The sequence below is a fragment of the Cohnella hashimotonis genome (assembly GCF_030014955.1).
GTDB classification, from domain to species: domain Bacteria; phylum Bacillota; class Bacilli; order Paenibacillales; family Paenibacillaceae; genus Cohnella; species Cohnella hashimotonis.
On sequence record NZ_JAGRPV010000001.1, the window covers coordinates 3,947,192 to 3,967,441 of the forward strand.

Below are 20,250 nucleotides of genomic sequence, written 5' to 3' on the forward strand. Positions count from 1 at the left end.
TCAGCCGACCGTCACGCAGTTGCGTCCCTGGTGCTTGGCTTCGTACAGCGCCATATCCGCGCGGTAGAACAGCGATTCGACGCTGATCCGCTCGTCGCCTGCAGACCACTCCGATACGCCGCACGACACCGTCACCTTGGGCGCGGTCTCCTCCTCTACGCGGCTGCGGATACGCTCGGCAACCTTGAGCGTCTGATCGAGACTGAGCTGCGGCAAATAGATAGCGAGCTCCTCGCCGCCCCAACGCGCGGCAATATCGCTCTCCCGAATCGCGCTGCGGATGATGGAGCTGACCTGGATCAGGATCGCGTCGCCCACCTGATGGCCATACGTATCGTTGATTTTCTTGAAATGGTCGATATCGACGACGATCAGCGAACCCGAAGCGTCCTTCTCCTGCTTGCGCTGAATCCGTTCGTTCAAGTAGTGACGCGCATACAGCCCTGTCAGATTGTCCGTGATGACCATTCGCCGCACTTCGGCGTGCAGCGATGAATTCGACACCGCGAGCCCGATATGCGCGGACAGCACCTGCAGCAGCTTATAGTTCTCGTAGGAAAAATGGTTCGGTTGACGATGCGTGACCATGATGGCGCCGATTACTTCGCCGTTGAGCAGCAGCGGAGAGGCGATCAGCGAGCGCGAGCGCGTCGATTCGAGCAGCCTGGATCTGACCGGCGTCGCCGAGTGGTAATCCGACAGAATAATCGGCTCCTTGGTCGCAAGCATGACGCCGCAAAAGCCGTAATCGATCGAGAAAACGTCATTGTTGAGCTCAGGTACGTTGGACGAGATGACGCTGAAGTGATTCAGCTGCATATCGAGCTGCATGATGAAGCAAAAGTCCGCGTTAAAAATCGACATCAGCTCGGACGTCGCGAACTGAATCGTATCCGACAGCCGCAGACTGCTGTTGAGGCGCTGCGTCAGCTCGTTGATCAGGCGCAGCTCGCCGATCAGCACGTTCGCCTGCTCGTGCATTCGCGCCTTCTCGAAGGCGGTGCCCGCACCGCTCGTCAGCGTCGAGACGAAGCGCATGTCGAGATCGTCGAACGGCTCGGCCGACAGGTCGAGCCGGAGCACGCCATACACGCCCTGCTTGCCCGCCAGCGGAAACGCGATCCGGCGAAACTCGCCGATGCCGTCCTCGCGCCGCTCGCCGTCCATAAACGCTCTCCAGCAGAGATCCATGTCCTGGTGGTGAAAGGCAAGCGGCTGCACGCGCTCGTTGATGCTGCTGTAATCCTGGGACAAAAAGAGGTTCGTCCTGCATGTCGGATACATCTGCTCGAGACTGCTGAACACTTCGGCCAGCACGTTCTCCACGTCGATATGGTCGTTCATCCGTCGCATAATCTCCAGCAGCCGGTCCTTGCGCCGGTCTTCCCGTCTGGCGCGATTGGACGCGTGCAGCTGGCCTTCGACGAACAGATGCTCGAAACGGCGGTACAGGCAGCTCTTGAAATGCAGGGCCGCGGCCTGCAGGAGCTTGAGCTCGCCGGCGCCCGCCGCGCCGGCGGGCGCCGAGCAAACGATCGCGGCGCAGACGAACCCGGTGGATCGGCTGAATATCGGGACGGCCAGCGTATCGCGGCTCCTCAGCGCAGAATGCTCGTGCTCTTCGGCGCGCAAGAGAGCGGGCCTGCACGATTCGAGCGCCATGCCCGTCGCGGTCGGTCCCGCCGCCTCCCGGCGCCACGAGACCGGCAGCCCGACATTCGCGGATGCGCCGGTGACGGCGACTTCGGTATAATCGGGGTGAACGAGGGCGATCGGCCAGCCGGACAGCCATGGAAAGCCCTCGCTCTGTTCGACCCAATCGCCGAAGCTTTTTTGCAACAGCTCATGTATATAAGGAAGATCGGCTTCCGTTAGATCCTGTCCCGCTATCCAAGACGGCAAGTCATCCGTAGCGCGCTTGAGCTCGACTGCCGCGCGATGATGATGTCGAACCGAGTCTAAATTTTCCCTTGGTTGAACCATCCCGGACCCTCCCTCGCCGCGCTTCTATATTAACTATACAATGGACTCATGATTTTTGCACTAGAAAGCGAGCAAATATCGGGACTTGCGTCTTGCGTCTCTACACTTATATAACTCGCTTGTTTTCCGAGAAAAGCAAGCACCATTTAAGTTGTCCAGCTGTAAGCGTGACGACCTTGACATTCGCCTTGTTTTTCTTATAATATTTATAGTTGAACATTGGGCTCTTTGTTTGTGTCACCCTCACGAACGGTTCCCTCGGCGGGCAGCGGCTGAACTTCTTGCCGGGAAGAAGATTTTCTTCTTTATGGAATGCGTTCGGCGCAACGACAACCCATTTTCAAAAATTCCCTTTTGAAAAAGGAGTCACACATTCATGTCCAGATATACCGGTCCTAAATTTAAACTGAGCCGCCGCCTCGGCATTTCCCTGAGCGGTACCGGCAAAGACCTCAAGCGCGCGTTCCCTCCGGGGCAGCACGGCGCGAACCAACGCCGCAAGATCAGCGGCTACGGCCAGCAATTGCTCGAAAAGCAAAAGCTGCGCCACATGTACGGCCTGAACGAAAAGCAATTCCGCAACCTGTTCGATCGCGCTTCCAAGCTGAAGGGCAAATCGGGCGAAAACTTCATGTTCCTGCTTGAGAGCCGTCTGGACAACCTGGTATACCGCCTCGGCTGGTCCAACTCCCGCGCAGGCGCGCGCCAACTCGTGTCGCACGGTCACGTCACCGTTAACGGCAAGAAGGTCGACATCGCTTCGTACACGGTACAAGTCGGCGACCTCATCGGTCTTCGCGAGCGCAGCCGCGGCCTGAAGGCGATCAAGGAAGCTTCGGATTCCCGTCATCACATCGCCGGCTACCTGGACTTTAACCAAGCCGCTATGGAAGGCAAGTACGTTCGCCTGCCTAGCCGCGAAGAGCTGTCCCAAGACATCGACGAACAACAAATCGTCGAATTCTACAGCCGCTAATCGTATTGCTATCGCAAGTATGCGCTCCGGCCCAGCCGGAGCGTTTTTTTATTGGCGTCCGGCCTGCGCCGCATTTAAGCCCATGGCATGCAGAAGCGAAATGACGCACTGACGAAAGCGCATAAGAGCCTATCGTTTGGATTGGAGCTGCAGTCGCAACAAACCCGTCCGCCGAAGCGGACGGGTTGACTTATGTTCGATGATGAGAACAGGAAAGTTCGATTGGCCGGACTAACCGTTCGTGCCCTGCGTTCCGTCCCCCTGCTGCGACAGCGCGACCGGCGCGGTTGCTGGCGTCGCTGCTGGCGTCAGCGCATGTTTGCCCGGCTGGGTCAGCCGCTGTACGAGCTGTCCGATATCGATACCGGATACGCTTTTGAGCATTTCCGGCGCGGTCGCCATAAGCGAAGTCACGTAATTGCTGACGCGCGCCGCCCCTTCGCCGTGCCCCGTGTCGACGACGGTAAGCTTGTCGATCGACGAGATCGGCTCCGCCACCTTTCCTGCGAGCTCCGGCAGCATCTTCACGATAATGTCGAGGACGGCCGCCTCGCCGAACTTCTCGAACGCCTGCGCGAGCTTTTCCTTCGCTTCCGCTTCGGCCAGACCGCGCAGCCGCACGACTTCCGCATCGGCCGTACCTTTCGCCCGCGCCGCTTCGGCCTCCGCCAAGCCGTTCAACCGCTTTTGCTCGGCATTTGCCTTGGCCTCCGCCTCGATGCGGTACTTGTGGGCGTCCGCTTCGTTGATCTGCCTCGCCTTATCCGCTTCGGCCGCCTGAACGACCGCATAACGGTCGGCGTCGGCTTTTTTCTTGACCTCGGCGTCGTACTGCTTTTCCCGGCGCAGTATCTCCTTGCCCTCCAGGTCGATCTCCCGCTCCTTGCGCACGATCTCGACCTGCATCTGCTCCTCGACGACGCTTTGCTTCGAACGCGCCTCTTGAATGGAATAGGCTTGGTCGGCTTCGGCCTTCGCCACGTCCGATTCCTTCTTAAACGAAGCGACCTTCAGCTCCTTTTCCTTCGTCGCTTCGGCGACGTTCGTGTCGCGCAGCAGCTCCGCCTTCTGGCCCTGCTCCTCCGCGGCGGCCTTCTGAATCCGCGAGTCCCGGATCGCTTCGGCTTCGGCAATATCTGCATCCCGCTTGACGGCCGCGATCCGCGGCTTGCCGAGCGCTTCGAGATAACCGTGCTTGTCTCGGACATCCTTGATGGTGAACGAGACGATCTGCAGGCCCATCTTCTTCAGGTCGCGCGCCGCTTGTCCCTGAACCTCCTGCGCAAAGCGCTCGCGGTTCCGGTACACCTCTTCTACGGTCATCGTACCGAGGATGGCGCGCAGATGGCCTTCGAGCACCTCTTGCGCTTCGCTGCGCAGCGCTTCCGTCGGCTTGCCCATGAATTGCTCGGCAGCCGTCGCCACGTCCTCCACCGCGCCTCCGATCTTAATGATCGCTACCGCGTCGGTCAGCACCGGCACGCCTTGCTCCGTGTAAACTTCGGGCGTGCTCACGTCGAGCTTGTGGGACAGCAGCGACAGAAACTGGGCTTGCTGGAATATCGGCAATATAAAAGCGCCTCCGCCTCGCACGATCTTGATCCGGCGGCCCGATTCGTCCACGGATACGTTTTTACTGCCGAGAAAAGAGCCGGTCACGATCATGGCGAGGTCCGGCGCCACTGTCTTGTACCGCGCCCAAAACGCGAGTCCGAGCACAAGCAGCACGGCGACAACGATGATCGGGATATAAAGCGCTTCATCGATCGATTGCATTTGCATTCTCCTCTACATCAATAAGTAGGATTCCCCTTGTTACTCCATCCGCGATACGCCGAGCACATCGTCCTTCACTCGCACGACCACGACCTTCGTCCCTTCGGCCAGCGTTTCGCCGTCGAAGCTCTCGGCAATGTGATTGGCGTTGCCCGCGCCGACCCGAACGAGCACTTCGCCGAATCCGACGGCCGGAATCGACGTGATGACCTCGGCCCGCTTGCCCTCCAAATCCCGAATCGAGTACGCAACCGAATTTTCGCTGTTCTTCATCGGCCTCACATAAACGAAATGCATCGCCAGTCCGCCGAGCGCCGCGGCCGCGGCCGCGAAAGCGTACACGCCTCCGGACGGAAGCGCGGAATAGCGGGCCAGCAGCAGCCCCGCGCCGCCGAAGATCGTGATCCCCCCCGCCAGGACGACGGGCTCAAACAGATCGTGAGGGAGAAAATCGAACGCGCCTCCGAGATCGCCGACGATCAGCGTAACCAATGCCATCAGCACGCCGAACGCCAAACAGCTCCAGAACAAAATCTCCACGCTTCCCTCTCCTTCTGCGCCAGAATCCGTAATCGGCGACATTAATACATACGACAAGCATTTCCAAAAGTTGCTCCCCTCCTCCTGTTATCGGTCAATGGGAGAAAAAATTGGAAGAGCTTGTCCCTTTTTAACCTGCGAATCGGCTCGAACGGAGATGCGGGAGGTCAAACAATCGCCTATTGTGCTATAATAAGACTGTTTTGTTGAAGGAGGATACATAAATGAGCGATACCAAGCAGCCTTCCAAGAAGCCGAAACGAAAAAAACGCTCGCCATGGGTCATGGCCGCCAAATTGTTCACTTATACCATATTGTGGCTGGTATTCTTCGCCGTATTGGCAGGTCTGGCGGCAGGCGGCGCCGTCGGCGGATATATCGCAGCGTTGGTCAAGGACGATCCGATCCGATCGAGAGCGTTAATCGAGGAAAAGATCAACGAAAACAATGCAACCGGTTTCGTCTATTTCCGCGACGGAACGCTGATCGGCCAGCTTCGAACCGAGGAAGACAGGCAGCCGATCACGTACGACAAGATTCCGCAGGTCATCATCGATTCGGTTCTGTCCATCGAGGACAAAAATTTCTTCAATCACGTCGGCGTCGATACCAACGGTCTGTTCCGCGCCGTCAAGCAGCAGTTGCTCAACGAAGACGTGCAGACCGGCGGCAGCACGATCACGCAGCAGCTGGCACGCCGCGTATTCTTAAGCCTCGACCAGACGCAAAGCCGCAAAGCCAAAGAGATCTTCCTGTCCCTGCGGCTCGAGCGCTTCCTGGGCAAGGAAGAGATCCTCACCGCTTACTTGAACAAAATTCCTTACGGCAACGGCGCGTCCGGTTACCAGTTGTACGGCATCAAGGCCGCCAGCAAAGGAATATTCGGCATCGAAGATCTAAGCAAGCTCAACCTGGCGCAGGCGGCTTACCTGGCCGGGCTGCCGCAGCGTCCTTCCGCTTATTCGGCCTTCACGGGCAAGGGCGACTTCAACGAAGCCAACTTCAAGCGGGCACTCGCCCGTCAGAAGCTGGTTCTGCAGAAGATGCTCGAATACGGCAAGATCAACCAGCAGCAATATGACGAAGCGATTGCCTTCGATATTTACGGCTCGCTCGCCAAGCCGACGGAAAAGGCCTATAACACTTATCCGTATCTGATGCTAGAGGTCGAACGTCAGGCGGCCATGCAGCTCGTGCTGCAGCAAAATCCCACCCTGACCATCGACGACCTCAAGAAAAAGGAAAACGCCTCTCTCATCGAAGACGCGCGCGAGCAGCTGCTTCGCGGAGGCTATAAAATTACCACGACCATCGATAAAAAAGTGTACGATACGATGCACAAGGTGGCGGAGGATCCGAAAAACTTCTCGCCGGACAGCAAGACGAAGGGCGTCGAGCAGACGGCCGCCGTCATGCTGGACCACAAGACCGGCGCGATTCTCGGCATGATCGAAGGACGCGACTTCCACATCGAACAGCTCAACTTCGCTACGCAGATGGAACGGCAGCCCGGCTCGGCCATGAAGCCGATCGGCGCCTACCTGCCGGCAATCGACAAGGGACTTATCAGTCCGGCCAGCATTTTGGACGACGCGCCGATCATTTTGAAAAACAGCGGCTCGAGCTTGCATATTCCGAAAAACTCGAACAACCGCTATTCGGGTCTCGTAACGGCCCGGTACGCGCTTAACCAATCGCTCAACCTGCCGGCGCTCAAGGTGTTTCTCGACAAGGTGACAATCAAGGGCGCCTGGGATTTCGCGCGCCAGCTGGGCATCACGACGCTCGTGCCGGAAGACGACTATGCGCAGACCGGCGTTATCGGCGGTCTCAAATACGGCGTCACCGTCGAGGAGCTGACCAACGCGTACGGCGCGATCGCCAACAAAGGCGTGTTCAACGATGCGTACCTGATCGAAAAAATGAAGGATTCGTACGGCAACATCGTAATCGAGCACAAAGCGGCGCCAAAGCGCGTCGTCTCCGAACAATCCGCGTATCTGATGACCGATATGCTCCGCACCGTCGTCACGGACGGAACGGGCAAATCCGTCAAAAACGGATTTAATAACTACGGCAAGATTCCGATCGTCGGCAAGACCGGCACGACCTCCAACTATGCGGACGTCTGGTTCGAGGGCTTCACGCCGGATATTACGCTGGGCGTCTGGGCGGGCTACGAAAAGTCGGTTAACACGCTCTCCACCGACGGGCACGCGCGCGCCAGAGAAATCTGGACCAAGGTCATGAACGAAGTGACCGAAGCCAGACCCGATCTGTTCCCGACAAAGGAATTCAAGAAGCCGGAGGGCATCGTCTCGATGACCGTATCCAGCGTCAGCGGCAAGCTGCCGACCGATCTTACCCGCTCCGCAGGCAAGCTTGTGACGGATATTTTCAACAAGAAATACATTCCGACGGAGGAAGACGACGCCCTTGTCGCCGTCAAGTACATCTCCTACAACGGCGTAAACTATAAGCCGTCGCCGGAGACGCCGGAAGATATGCTCCGCGAATCGATCATGACCAAGCGGGAAAAACCGCTCGACGCGCTGATCGAGGAGCTGAAGGCCGCGCTGGACAAGGTGCCGGCTTCGAGCCGGAAGGCGTTGTCCTATTATTTGCCGAGGGATGCCTCGGGCGGTGCGCCATCGAAGCCGGATCCGCGCGTGGACGACGGCTCGTCCCCGAGCGCGCCGGGCAATATCACGGTCGAACAGCTCGGAGGCGGTAAAATGCGCATCTCCTTCAGCAAAAGTCCCCAAGCGGACGTCGTCGGCTACCGACTTTATCGCTCGGTAAACGGCGGTTCGTATGTCAAAACAGGCAGCTCGGTGCTGACCGGCGAAGACACCCGTTTCATCGACTATTCGTCCTCCGGCAGCGTTCGGTATGCAGTAACGGCCGTCGACGTCGCAGGCAACGAATCCGGACGCAGCGAATCTTCCTCGTCCGGCGGCGGTAGCACTGGCGGTGGTACCGGAGGCGGCGGAGACGGCGGCAACAGCTCCGATCCGGGCGACGCAGGCACGCCGCTCGACGGTCAGGGCAACGGCCAGGTTGACCCGGTCACCAACGGCGGCGCACCTTCCAACGACCCGGGTCAGGCGCAGCCTGCCGCGCCGTCCGGCCTGGCCGCTCAGCCCTCTGCCGGCGGCGTGACGCTCAGCTGGAACGCCAATCCCGACGCCGACAAAGTCTCGCGTTACGAGGTATGGTACAGCGCCAGCGAAAAGGGCAACTACCGGCGCGTCGAGTCGACCCAATCGACTCAGTACGAGCTGTCCGGCAATAACACGGCCGGATGGTACCGCGTGCGTGCGGTCAACGATACCGGCGCCTCGGACGCCTCGCCTTCTGTCGAGGTCAAGAACAGTTAGCGATCCTGCGCATTAAAAAAAACGCTTCGGCATCGTCAGCCGAAGCGTTTTTTTCCATTTTCCATTTTCGGTTGCCGTTTCATCGATGGGCGCGATCTTGCCAAATCCATCTCTTCTTCAATTATAAGAAAGCCGCCCTTCGGAGAATCGCTTCTCCAAAAGGACGGCCTCGTTCCATGTGATCAGTCTTCAATCGTAGACAGGTCGCCGGTCGGGAGATTGAGCTCCCAAGCCTTGAGGACACGACGCATGATCTTGCCGCTGCGAGTCTTCGGCAGTTTGTCCTTGAACTCGATCTCGCGCGGCGCCGCATGCGCGGACAGTCCGACCTTGACGAACTTGGAAATGTCCGCCTTCAGTTCCTCGGAAGGCTCGAAGCCCTCACGCAGCGAGATGAACGCCTTGATGATCTCGCCGCGGAGCGGATCGGGCTTGCCGATGACGCCCGCTTCGGCGACGGCCGGATGCTCGACCAGCTTGCTCTCGACCTCGAACGGTCCTACGCGCTCGCCGGACGTGTTGATGACGTCGTCGATCCGGCCCTGGAACCAGAAGTAGCCTTCTTCGTCCATGTATGCGGAGTCGCCGGACACGTACCAGCCTGGGATCCGGAAGTATTCCTCGTACTTGGCCGGATTGTTCCAGATCTTGCGCATCATCGATGGCCAGGGCGTACGGATCGCGAGGTTGCCCATCCGCATCGGCGGCAGTTCGTTGCCCTGATCGTCGATAATGGCCGCCTGAACGCCGGGGATCGGCCGGCCCATGGAACCGGGCTTGATCTCCATGCTCGGATAATTGCAGATGAGCTGTCCGCCCGTCTCCGTCATCCACCACGTATCGTGGATACGCTGGTTGTAAACTTTGAGCCCCCAACGAACGACCTCGGGGTTCAGCGGCTCGCCGACGCTAAGCACATGGCGCAGGTTGGACAGATCGAACGGGCGGACCGCATCGTCGCCTGCGCCCATCAGCATGCGGAAGGCGGTCGGCGCGCTGTACCAGACGGTAACCTTGTACTTCTCGAGGGTGGCGTACCAGTCCTGCGGGCTGAAGCGTCCGCCGCGGATGACGTTGGTCGCTCCGTTCAGCCAAGGCGCGAATATGCCATACGACGTGCCGGTTACCCAGCCCGGATCGGCCGTACACCAATACACGTCGCCTTCCTTCAGATCAAGTACGATGCGTCCGGTATAATAATGCTGGATCATGGCATTTTGCACATGGTAGACGCCCTTCGGCTTGCCGGTCGAGCCTGACGTATAGTGCAGAATCAGGCCGTCTTCGCGCCCGAGCCACTCGATCTCCGCCGACTCGGAAGCCTTTTCCATCTCGCTCTTGAAATCTACGATCCCGTCGCCTGCGGCAACGCCTTCGCCGAACACGATCAGATGCCTCAGCTCCGGCAGCTCGGCGCGCGAGATGCGCGGCAGGAGAGCCGGCGTCGTCACGATTGCGACCGCGCCGCTGTCCTGCAGGCGATCCCGGACGGCCGTCTCCATGAACGCTTCGAACAGCGGACCCACGACGGCGCCGATCTTCAGCGCGCCAAGCAGTGCGAAGTAAAGCTCAGGCGTGCGCGGCATAAAGATGAAAACGCGGTCGCCCTTGCCGATGCCGAGTCCGCGGAGCACATTGGCGAAGCGCGCGGAATGCCGGGACAGATCGGCGAAAGTATAGCTCTCGTCGCGCTGTGCATCGCTATAGTGCAAAGCGATCGTATCGCCTCTGCCCGCCTCGACATGGCGGTCGATCGCTTCGTACGCCATATTGACCTTCCCGGTCTTGGACCAGGAAAAGTGGTTTTCGATGTTCTCCCAATCGAAGTTGCGCACCGCGTCCTCATAAGATTCGAGATTTGCGGTTGTCGCCGTAACGGCCAATTTTTCATCCTGACTTAACGTCATTACCGATCACCTTCCCGTTGATTTGCTGCAAACCCGATGCTAAGTATACGAATGCGCTTACACGAAGAACAAAGCCCTGGAGGCTTGCTTTTGCCATTATACCATGCGCGCGTCATACCAACGCAACAAAAGGAGGGAAATTTTCTCCATGACATAGGCAACAATGTCAAAAAAGGCATGTGAAATCGGCATAAAGGCATGCGTATTCGGCAAAAAGGCATGCGTATTCGGCAAAAAAAGCGCGCGGCAGCGGCTTTGCTGTATAATGCTGTATAATGAGAATCGTCGAACCCCCTCGCGCAACACATACTCGAATCTGCAAAAGGAGCGTGCGGCATGGAACATTACAAGCGCTATCAGCGCGTTGCCAGGCCCGGACGGGCGGGTCCGATCGTCATTGAAGGCCCGGTCGAGCCGGAGCGGCTGAAGGGCTATCGGCTCCACGACAAGCTCGACGCTTTCCGTAGACCCAGAGAACAGCATGAGGCGCTCGTGGAGATCGCCGGACTGCCCGAAGGCCGGATCATCATCTCCCGCGAAGATGATATGATCGTCGGCTATGTCACCTTCCACTATCCCGACGAGCTCGAGCGCTGGTCCGAAGGCGGCATGGACGATCTGATCGAGCTGGGCGCCATCGAGGTGGCGGACGAGTACCGATCGCTCGGCCTCGGCAAAGCGATGATCGTCGCGGCGTTCGCGGAGGAGCAGCTCGACAATGCCATCGTTTATACGACCGAATATTACTGGCACTGGGACCTGGAAAAAAGCGGATTAAACGTCTGGCAGTACCGAGAGATGATGGAAAAATTAATGAAGTCCGTCGGCATGGTATGGTTCGCGACGGACGATCCCGAGATTTGCGCGCATCCGGCCAACTGCCTGATGGTGCGCATCGGCAAGGACGTGCCGCTGTCGTCGGCCGAGCAGTTCGACCGCGTGAGATTCCGCCAGCGGTTTATGTATTGACGAAAGGCAGGCGACCCCTGTGTCATCGAATAGCGATCACGCGCGCTGGATCGACTGCAGCGCCGTAAAGCGGTACTCGTTTCGCGAAGATCATCCTTTTCACCCGATCCGGCTCGCCCTGACCGAGGAGCTGCTCGAGGACTGCGGCGCGCTGGGGCCCGAAGACAAGCTCTTGCCGACCGCAGAAGGCGCGGCCGAGGCCGTGGGCGCCATTCACCGGGCCGACTATATCGAGACGGCACGAGCGCTCAGCGTCGCGGCCCCGGCCGTTTCCTACCAGGACTTGGCCGAGCAGTACGGCCTCGAAGAGGACGGCGATACGCCCTATTTCCCCGGCATGCACGACGCCGCGCTGGCCGTCGTTCAAGGCTCGCTGAGCGCTGCCGAGGCAGTCATGTCGGGGGCGACCAAGCATGCGCTTCATCTGGGCGGCGGCCTGCATCACGCCTTCCGCGAGCGGGGCGCGGGCTTCTGCGTCTACAACGACGCCGCTTGCGCCATCTCCTGGATTCACCGCAAATACGACGCCAAGGTGCTGTACATCGATACCGACGTGCATCACGGCGACGGCGTGCAGTGGAGCTTTTATACGGACCCGGACATTTTTACCTACTCGATTCACGAGACGGGCAAGTTCCTCTTCCCGGGCAGCGGGTTCGCGCACGAGCGTGGCGAAGGCAGCGGCTACGGCGCCAGTCTCAACATTCCCGTGGAACCGTATACAGAGGACGAATCCTGGCTGGAGAGCTTCGAGGCCGGCCTCGCCCAGGTCATGCGCGCGTTCAAGCCAGACGTCGTCGTCAGCCAGCATGGCTGCGATGCCCACGCGCTCGATCCGCTCGCGCACATTCACTGCAGCATGCGAATCTATCGCGAGATGCCAAGGCTCATTCACCGGCTGGCGCACGCGCATACGGACGGACGCTGGGTCGCGCTCGGCGGCGGCGGCTACGAGCATTGGCATGTCGTGCCCAGGGCATGGAGCTTGCTGTGGCTGGAGATGAGCGATCATCCGCTGCTCGCATCCATCGACGCGTCCCCGGACGGCGGGCTTCTCCCCGCCTCTTGGCCCCGGCTATCGTCGCCCAGCCGGCCCGCGGACCTGCCGACAACCTGGCTGGACGATACGTCGCTGTGGTCGCCGATGCCTCGCAGGTCCGAGATTTCGGCCAAAAACCGCGAGATCGTGGCCTTGGCGCTTCAGCATCTGGGCTGACCGGCGCAACACGATTGTGGAACCGTTTCTATAATAAGCATACGAAAAGACAGCGGGCGCCCTCCGGCTTGACCGGACGTGACACCCGCTGTCTTCAGGCTCCTCATTAAGATCACAGATGCTGCAGCATCTCGTTAACGATCGCGAACGACCGGTTGGAGGCTGTCACCGTGAACGCCGCGAAGTTGACGTCGGCCGAGCCGTCCGCCTTGTCCGAGATGGACCGGATGACCACATACGGCACCTCGTTCATCGCGCATACCTGCGCAACGGAAGCGCCCTCCATTTCCACGCACGAGCCTTGAAGCTCGTCCCTCAGCCGCACGACCAGGTCTCTGTCGGCGATGAACTGGTCTCCCGAGAGCACCTTGCCGGTCTTGATATGGCCGGGGAACAGCTTGTCTCCAGCCTCTCGCGCCGCCTTGATCAGAGCTTCGTCCGCAGGCCAGTCCGAGACCTCCTGGTAGGGAATGACGCCGCGGGCGAAGCCGAGCGCGGTCACGTCGATATCGTGCTGCAGGCTGCTTGAGGATACGACGATGTCCCCGATATCCAGTGCGGGATCGAGCGCTCCCGCCACGCCCGTGAATATGACCTTGTCTGCGCTGAAGCGGTCGATGAGCACTTGCGTGCAGATCGCCGCGTTGACCTTGCCTACGCCCGACTTGCACACGACGACTTTGTGTCCGTGCAGGCTGCCCGCCACATAACGAATGCCGGAGCGCTGCAGCTCCACTGCGTCCTCCAGCGCGCCTAGCAGCAGGTCGATCTCTTCCTGCATGGCGCCGATGATGCCTATCATGCGCATATCTCCTTCGATTCGAATAAGAAGCCCCGCAGCGGGCGATAAACCCCGCGCAGGGCGATCAAGCTGGTTATGGACCGATCGGGTCGAACGACGGCAATTAGCCGCGCGGCGCGACCGAATTGCGAACGATCAGCTCGTGATGAAGCGTTACTCTTGCCTGCTCGACGTTTTCTTTTTTCATCAATTTGGTGAGCAAACGCATCGAAACCGCACCGATGTCGTACATCGGCTGGGCGACGGTCGTCAGCAGAGGACGGACCATGGAAGCCATGCGGATGTTGTCCACGCCGATGACGGAGAAGTCCTCCGGCACCGACAGTCCCGCATCCTGGATACCGTGGATGGCGCCGATCGCCATCTCGTCCGTAGCCGCGAATACGGCCGTCGGACGTTCTCCCAGCTCGAGGAAGTACTGGACGGCCTCGATGCCGGACTCGTAACGGTAATTGCCGACGCGCACGAGCGATTCGTCGAGTGCGATGCCGCTCTCCTCAAGCGCGCGCTTGTAGCCCTGATAGCGAGCATAACCGTTGGCCGGATCCTGCAGCGTGCCGCTGATCATCGCGATGCGCGTATGGCCTTCGCCGATCAGCTTGCGGACCGCGTCGTAAGCCGCCGTCTCGTGGTCGATGTCGACGGACGGCATCGTGCCCTTCTCGTCGGTCGTCGCGCAAAGCACGATCGGCACGTTGGACGTATTAAACGCCTGGATATGCTCGTCCGTCACGACGCCGCCCATGAACAGAAGCCCGTCCACTTGCTTCTCGAGCAGCGTGTTAATGACGCGTATCTCCTTTTCCTTGCGCTTGTCGGCGTTGCACAGGATGATGTTGTAATGATACATGTTGGCGATATCTTCGATGCCGCGCGCGACCTCGGCAAAATTCGCGTTCGCGATATCGGGGATAACGACGCCGACCGTCGTCGTCTTCTTGCTGGCCAGACCGCGGGCCACCGCGTTCGGCCGATAGCCGAGACGCTCGATCGCTTCGTACACTTTTTTTCTCGTCTGCGGCTTTACGTTAGGATTGTTATTGACGACGCGGGATACCGTCGCCATCGATACGCCGGCCTCGCGGGCTACGTCATAGATAGTTACCGTCACATCTCACCGCTCCATTTGCTCATGTCAGGTCTTTGTCCGATTGGAGGACCCGTCCATGGTATATTAAGGTAATGATACGACAAAAGGGGCGTTTCCGCAATGGCAAACCCCGACATCCGTCGCGCTTTGAGCCTTACGAACCGACGCGTTCGTTCAGAAATTCCGATGTTATGCGCCAGTGCGATTCGTCCCATACGGCGTGTCCGTCGCGGACCAGAATCGCCTGCGGCGACTTGTGCTGCACCTGCAGCGCTTCCGCGATCGCATTGCTCACGGGGCGCTCCTCGATCACGTGCACGATGGCGACGTCTACGGGCATTTCGCCGCGTCCGCCGAGGAAACGGTCCAGCTCATCGTGCGCACCCGCGCTGATCGGGCAGGAGGTGCTGTGCTTGAAGACGAGCAGCGGTTTGCTCGACGTGTTCTTAAGCGCTTCTTCCCACTGTTCGACAGTCTGCAGTCTTTTCACATCCGACATCGCATGCATCCTCCTTGAAAATAAGTTTCATTGATTTTCATGGTATCAGAAATGAAAAAGTTTCGCAAAAAAAAGAAAAGGAGCGCGAGCGCTCCTTCATGATTTCTCTAGGATATGTATTGTCCGTTAAGCTGCGAGAGCCTTCCCTCCAGCTCGCGCTTCCAGGCCAAATCTCCAAGGGAGGCGGCGATCAGCAGCAGATCGAGCAGTTCGTTCGTCCGCTCCTCAGTCAGCCTTGCGATTCTGGCGGCACTCAGCGGCATACTCGAAGATGCGGCCTGACTCAGCATGCCGGCCCATTCGTGCACTTCGTCGAAACGAATTTCCCGCGGCAACGGTTTGGCGCCCAAATCAGTCAACAGGCGGCTCAAATCCGACTTGACGCCCGGATAGACTTCGTTGCGCGAGCAATGGCTGCAGGCGTAAACGGGTACGCCGGCAATGCTCACCGTCTTGGAATAAAAGACCTTGCGGAGACCGAGCGCCATCGTTTCCCCGCATATACACCGTTTGTACAACCGACTCTCTCCTTACGCGCCGCGCGCGCGGTTCCAAAATCCCCGAGTGGGACGATGAAAAAATATATTCGGCGGACGCTCCGCCAACTCCTCCTTAGCAAACGACTGTAAATTATGGAAATGAATCGGTATTAAAACTATACCATCTAAACGGATGAACGCGTCGGACAATTGTGCTAGGATAGAGTATATTTATGCGCACCCGCGCCGATGAAATGCCGATCTGGGAGGAATCGAATTGACCGAAGCCAAACGCATCATTTGTCTGATCGACGACGAGTTCGAAGACCTGGAATTGTGGTATCCGGTATACCGCGCACGCGAGGAAGGCGCAATCGTCCTGTACGCAGGCCCGGAGAAGGGACGCAAGCATATCGGCAAATACGGCGTGCCTGCCGTCGCCGATTTGTCCTATGAGGAGCTGGACGCGGCTCGCTGCGACGGCCTGCTCGTGCCCGGCGGCTGGGCGCCGGACAAAATTCGCCGCAGCGAGCGCGTGCAGGCTTTCGTGCGGGATATCGACGCCGCCGGCAAGCCGATCGGCCAGATCTGCCATGCGGGATGGGTGCTCGTCTCCGCCAAGATCCTGCAAGGCCGCAAGGTCACGTCAACCCCCGGCATCCGCGACGATATGGAAAATGCGGGCGCGATCTGGTTCGACGAGGCCGTTGTCGTAGACGGCAATCTGATCTCCGCGCGGCGTCCGCCGGACCTGCCCGAGTATGCGAAGGCATTTTGCGACGTATTGTACGGAAGACAGTCCTGATTGTATTGATATCGATAGGGGCCATTAAAAAGAGGCATTAAAAAAGATCCGTAAACGGTGCGGCAGCCGCCCGTTTACGGATCTTTTTTGTGTATGCAGCCCGGTCCTACCGTTTTCCCGGATGGAGCCGCTCGTCTTGGACGGCGGCGCCTGCGTGGAACCGCTCCAGCCGTTCCTTGATCTCGGCGGCCGTCCCGAGCGCGAACAGCTCCTCCGTCACTTTTTTGCAGGCCATGGCATTCGTGCGCAGCATTGTCGCCTTCACCGGCAGCACAGATTGCACGGACATGCTGAGCATCTGAATGCCGAGCCCGACCCAGAGCGGGATCGCCCGGACGTCTCCGGCCATCTCCCCGCATACGCTCACGGGAACGCCGCTGCGGGCAGCGGACTCCGCGACGATGCGAAGCATGCGAAGCACGGCGGGATGGTACGGTTCGTACATATGGTTGATCTGATCGTTCATCCGGTCCACCGCGAGCGTGAACTGGATCAAATCGTTGGTGCCGATGCTGAGGAAAGCGACCTCCTTCGCCAGCAGATCGGCGATCATCACCGCGGCCGGCACCTCGATCATCGCGCCGGTCGGCAGTCCGCCGCGGAAGGGCAGCCCTTCCGCCGCAAGCTCCCGCTCGGCCTCGGCCAGCAGCGCATTGGCTGCCCGCACCTCGTCCACCGATGCGATGAGCGGATACATGATGCGGATGTTGCCGAAGACGGCCGCCCGCAAGATCGCGCGCAGCTGCGTCTTGAACAGGTCGCTCCGATCCAGGCTGAAGCGGATCGCGCGGTAGCCGAGAAACGGATTGTTTTCTTCGGGCATATCGTAGTAATCCAGCTGCTTGTCTCCGCCGATATCGAGCGTGCGGATCGTCAGCGTGGCGCTCCCCAGACGTTCGGCCGCCGCCTTGTACACCTCGAACTGTTCGTCCTCCGTCGGGAACCGCGAGCGGTCCATGTAGAGAAACTCGGTGCGGAACAGGCCGACGCCGTCGGCGCCTCGCGAGAGCGCCGCGTCCAGCTCCTTGATCGAGCTGATATTAGCCGCCAAGTACAGCCGCTCGCCGTCCGGGGTGACCGACGGCACCTGAACGAGCTCCTGCAGCCGCTCCTTGGCATCCAGATGCTGCTTGCGAAGCTCCGTATATCTGCCGACCGTCTCCGCGTTCGGCATGACCGCAAGCGTGCCCGCTCCGCCGTCCAAAATGAGCAGATCGCCCGTTACGATCGGCTCAGACAGCTTGCCCTCGACGCCCATGACGAGCGGGATGCCGAATGCCCTGGCCATGATCGCCGAATGCGAGGAGGCACTGCCGATCATCGTCACGATGCCGAGGACGACGTCGGGCTTGAGATGGATAAGCTGGGACGGCGTCAGCTCCCGCACGACAAGTATAAAAGGCTGGGCGTCCGAAGGCAGCGCGATCTCGGGGGCGCCGAGCAGATGCTTGAGCAGCCGGTTGCCGACGTCCTTGATGTCGAGCGCCCGCTCCTTCATATACTCGTCGTCGAGCAGGTCGAACATCGTCACGAAGTGATCGATCGCTTCCTTGACCGCAACCTCTGCCGCCTTGTACTGTCGCTGGATGATGCCCTGGATCTCGTTCATGAAGACGGGGTCGTCCAGAATGGCCAGATGCGCGTCGAAGATGCTGGCCTCTCCGGCGCCGACCGCTTCGTCGAGATCGTTTTTCATTTGTCGGATCTCGGTTTTCGAACGTTTGACCCCCTCGTAAAGCCGTTCGAATTCGAGCGCGAGGTCGAGCGCGTCGATCTTCTGTTCGGGCAGCTCCCATTCCCAGTTGGGCAGCACGAACGCCTTGCCGATGGCGATGCCCTCCGAGCCTCCGATCGCTTGGATCATAACTCCGCCCCCCCGTTTTCTCTCTCTCTTACGACGACCGACATGACCGCGGCCTGCCCCTTTTTAACCGCCTTGAACGGCGCAAAGCGCCAGGAGCGGACGATGTCCGAGTTGGTGATGACCATCGGAGTCGCCAGCGACTTGGCATGCGCCTTGAGCGTCGGCAGATGAAACCGGATGAGCGGCTGCCCGGGCATGACCTCGTCGCCTTCCTTGACGAGCGCCGTAAATCCTTCCCCGTTCATCTGGGACGTGTTGATCCCGATGTGGAGCAGCACCTCGAGTCCTTCCGGCGTCTCGATTCCGATCGCGTGCTTGGTCGGATACAGGTGTATGATCTTCCCGCGCACCGGCGCGACCAGCTCTCCCTTTTCGGGAAAAAACGCGACGCCGTTGCCTACGAGTTTCTGCGCGAAAATGGGATCGTCCACTTCCTCGAGCGGGATCATGCGTCCTTGCAGCGGCGCATGGAACTGTACCTGATGCACGTCGAGCTGCATCAGCTTGACGATCTCGCCGCGGATCAGATCCGAGTAAGTGCCGAAAACGACCTGCACGTGACCGCCGCCAAGACGGATGACGCCCGCGGCGCCCAGATGCCGCAAGCTTTTCGTGTCGACCCGCCTGTCGTCGTTCAGCGTCAGCCGCAGCCTGGTAATACAAGCCTCGATCCGCGAAATGTTGTCCTTGCCGCCGAGCGCCTGCAGAACAAGCGGCGCCCTGTAAGGAATATCTCCGCCCCAATCGTCCAGTCGGGTGGAGTCCTCGCGTCCCGGCGTAGACAGCTGGAACCTGCGGATGCTCCAACGGAACAGCACATAGTAAAAAACGGCGACCGCAAGGCCGATCGGAATGATCAGCCAACCTCGCTCCGACAGCCTGAAATTAATGATATATTCGAGCGCTCCCGCGGAGAAGGTGAACCCTTCGCGAATGCCCAGCTCGTAAGTGAGCCACATAATGCCGCCGGACAGCAGCGCGTGCACGATAAAAAGATAAGGCGCGACGAATAGAAAAGCGAATTCGACCGGCTCGGTCACGCCCGTAACGAAAGCCGTCAGCGCGGCTACTCTAAACTGCTTGGCGGTCTTGGGCTTAAGGTCTTCGCGCGCCTCGTGGATGATCGCGTAGGCGATGGCTGGCAATGCGAACATGATGACCGGATACAATCCGGTCATATAGACGCCGGCAGTCGGATCCCCGGCAAAAAATCTCGGCATATCGCCGAAATAGACGCTGCCGTCGGGCGCCGTATAGTCTCCGATCTGGAACCAGAACAGATGATTAAGCAGATGATGCAGGCCGAAAGCGACCAGAATGCGATGCAAAAACCCGTATAGAAATATGCCGAAGCCGCCAGCGGAATTCACCAGTCCGCCGGTCGCGCCGATCCAGGCGAGCAGCCCCTGGCCGATCCCGATCATAAGCCAGGCGAAAACGAAAGAGAAGGCGCTCATGAATATGGGAACGAATCGGGTCCCTCCGAAAAACTGGAGCGATTCCGGCAGCTGGAACGACTTGAAGCGTTCGTTGGCCCAGCCGGACAACATGCCGATGACGACGCCCGCGAACATGGAGGGCTGGACGCCGCCGGGGTCGTAAGCTTGCGTCACCGCGCCGAAAATGATCATGCCGACCAGGGACGCCATGCCGGCGTGCACGGATTGATTCGACAAGCCCAGGGCGATGCCGACCGCAAATACATAAGGCACGTAAGCGAAAATGGCCATCCCCGCCGAATGCAGCAGCACCGGCGCCGACTGAAGGCCGACGGAGTCCCAGGGCAGCCGCGACAGCATGAGAAAAATGGCCGCCGCGGGCAAAACCGTCATCGGCAGCATCATCGCCCGGCCGAGTCTTTGCAAATAGCCGATTCCGAACATGCGAGCATTCCTTCCTCCTCTCCCGCGGATGGTACAAGCGAATCAGTCTTACAAAAAGAAAGGACGGACCGCAGCGCTCAT

The 20,250-nt window shown here is 59.5% G+C and carries 15 protein-coding genes; 5 read left to right on the plus strand and 10 right to left on the minus strand.

The window, feature by feature from the left end:
- A complete protein-coding gene (locus KB449_RS15900; protein WP_282909313.1) occupies positions 1–1,983 on the minus strand; it encodes a GGDEF domain-containing protein in 1,983 nt (660 codons plus the stop codon).
- 376 nt (positions 1,984–2,359) lie between these two features.
- On the opposite strand from KB449_RS15900, the gene rpsD reads away from it, so the two are divergent.
- Positions 2,360–2,959 (plus strand): 30S ribosomal protein S4, encoded by a 600-nt coding sequence (rpsD, locus tag KB449_RS15905; RefSeq protein ID WP_282909314.1) that lies wholly within the window; start codon positions 2,360–2,362, stop codon positions 2,957–2,959.
- Positions 2,960–3,190: 231 nt separating this feature from the next.
- Here rpsD and floT read toward each other — a convergent pair whose 3' ends face one another.
- Positions 3,191–4,735, minus strand: coding sequence for a flotillin lipid rafts scaffold protein FloT (floT, locus tag KB449_RS15910; RefSeq protein WP_282909315.1), 1,545 nt, complete (start codon positions 4,733–4,735; stop codon positions 3,191–3,193).
- A gap of 39 nt (positions 4,736–4,774) precedes the next feature.
- A complete protein-coding gene (locus KB449_RS15915; RefSeq protein WP_282909316.1) occupies positions 4,775–5,275 on the minus strand; it encodes an NfeD family membrane protein in 501 nt (166 codons plus the stop codon).
- A gap of 224 nt (positions 5,276–5,499) precedes the next feature.
- Between KB449_RS15915 and KB449_RS15920 the strand changes: the two genes are divergently transcribed.
- Complete coding sequence (locus KB449_RS15920; protein ID WP_282909317.1) at positions 5,500–8,655, plus strand: penicillin-binding protein 1A; 3,156 nt, start codon at positions 5,500–5,502, stop codon at positions 8,653–8,655.
- Between the two features lie 182 nt (positions 8,656–8,837).
- Here the strand turns inward: KB449_RS15920 and acsA are convergent, their stop codons facing one another.
- Positions 8,838–10,562: an acetate--CoA ligase gene (gene acsA, locus KB449_RS15925; RefSeq protein ID WP_282909318.1), complete on the minus strand. Its 1,725-nt coding sequence runs from the start codon at positions 10,560–10,562 to the stop codon at positions 8,838–8,840.
- A 336-nt stretch (positions 10,563–10,898) separates the two neighbouring features.
- On the opposite strand from acsA, the gene KB449_RS15930 reads away from it, so the two are divergent.
- Both KB449_RS15930 and KB449_RS15935 read left to right on the plus strand, forming a co-directional pair.
- Positions 10,899–11,531, plus strand: a complete 633-nt coding sequence (locus KB449_RS15930; RefSeq protein ID WP_282909319.1) for a GNAT family N-acetyltransferase — start codon at positions 10,899–10,901, stop codon at positions 11,529–11,531.
- A 19-nt stretch (positions 11,532–11,550) separates the two neighbouring features.
- The gene (locus KB449_RS15935) at positions 11,551–12,747 is read left to right on the plus strand and encodes an acetoin utilization protein AcuC (RefSeq protein ID WP_282909320.1); all 1,197 of its coding nucleotides are present in this window, start codon (positions 11,551–11,553) and stop codon (positions 12,745–12,747) included.
- Between the two features lie 112 nt (positions 12,748–12,859).
- On the opposite strand, the gene KB449_RS15940 is transcribed toward KB449_RS15935, so the two are convergent.
- From KB449_RS15940 to KB449_RS15955, 4 genes are all read right to left on the minus strand, one after another.
- A complete protein-coding gene (locus KB449_RS15940) occupies positions 12,860–13,549 on the minus strand; it encodes a 5'-methylthioadenosine/adenosylhomocysteine nucleosidase (protein ID WP_282909321.1) in 690 nt (229 codons plus the stop codon).
- A gap of 103 nt (positions 13,550–13,652) precedes the next feature.
- Positions 13,653–14,660, minus strand: a complete 1,008-nt coding sequence (ccpA, locus tag KB449_RS15945; protein WP_282909322.1) for a catabolite control protein A — start codon at positions 14,658–14,660, stop codon at positions 13,653–13,655.
- A gap of 133 nt (positions 14,661–14,793) precedes the next feature.
- A complete protein-coding gene (gene ytxJ / locus KB449_RS15950) occupies positions 14,794–15,138 on the minus strand; it encodes a bacillithiol system redox-active protein YtxJ (RefSeq protein WP_282909323.1) in 345 nt (114 codons plus the stop codon).
- 107 nt (positions 15,139–15,245) lie between these two features.
- Positions 15,246–15,656 (minus strand): hypothetical protein, encoded by a 411-nt coding sequence (locus tag KB449_RS15955; protein WP_282909324.1) that lies wholly within the window; start codon positions 15,654–15,656, stop codon positions 15,246–15,248.
- Between the two features lie 232 nt (positions 15,657–15,888).
- Between KB449_RS15955 and KB449_RS15960 the strand changes: the two genes are divergently transcribed.
- On the plus strand, positions 15,889–16,422 hold the full coding sequence (locus KB449_RS15960; RefSeq protein WP_282912830.1) for a type 1 glutamine amidotransferase domain-containing protein: 534 nt from the start codon (positions 15,889–15,891) through the stop codon (positions 16,420–16,422).
- Positions 16,423–16,528: 106 nt separating this feature from the next.
- Here KB449_RS15960 and ptsP read toward each other — a convergent pair whose 3' ends face one another.
- Positions 16,529–18,286 carry a phosphoenolpyruvate--protein phosphotransferase gene (gene ptsP / locus KB449_RS15965; RefSeq protein ID WP_282909325.1) on the minus strand — a complete coding sequence of 586 codons (1,758 nt, stop codon included), beginning with the start codon at positions 18,284–18,286 and terminating at the stop codon, positions 16,529–16,531.
- Entirely contained in the window at positions 18,283–20,169 is a 1,887-nt protein-coding gene (locus KB449_RS15970; protein ID WP_282909326.1) for a glucose PTS transporter subunit IIA, read from the minus strand. The genes ptsP and KB449_RS15970 overlap by 4 nt, the downstream gene beginning before the upstream one ends.
- Positions 20,170–20,250: the final 81 nt, after the last annotated feature.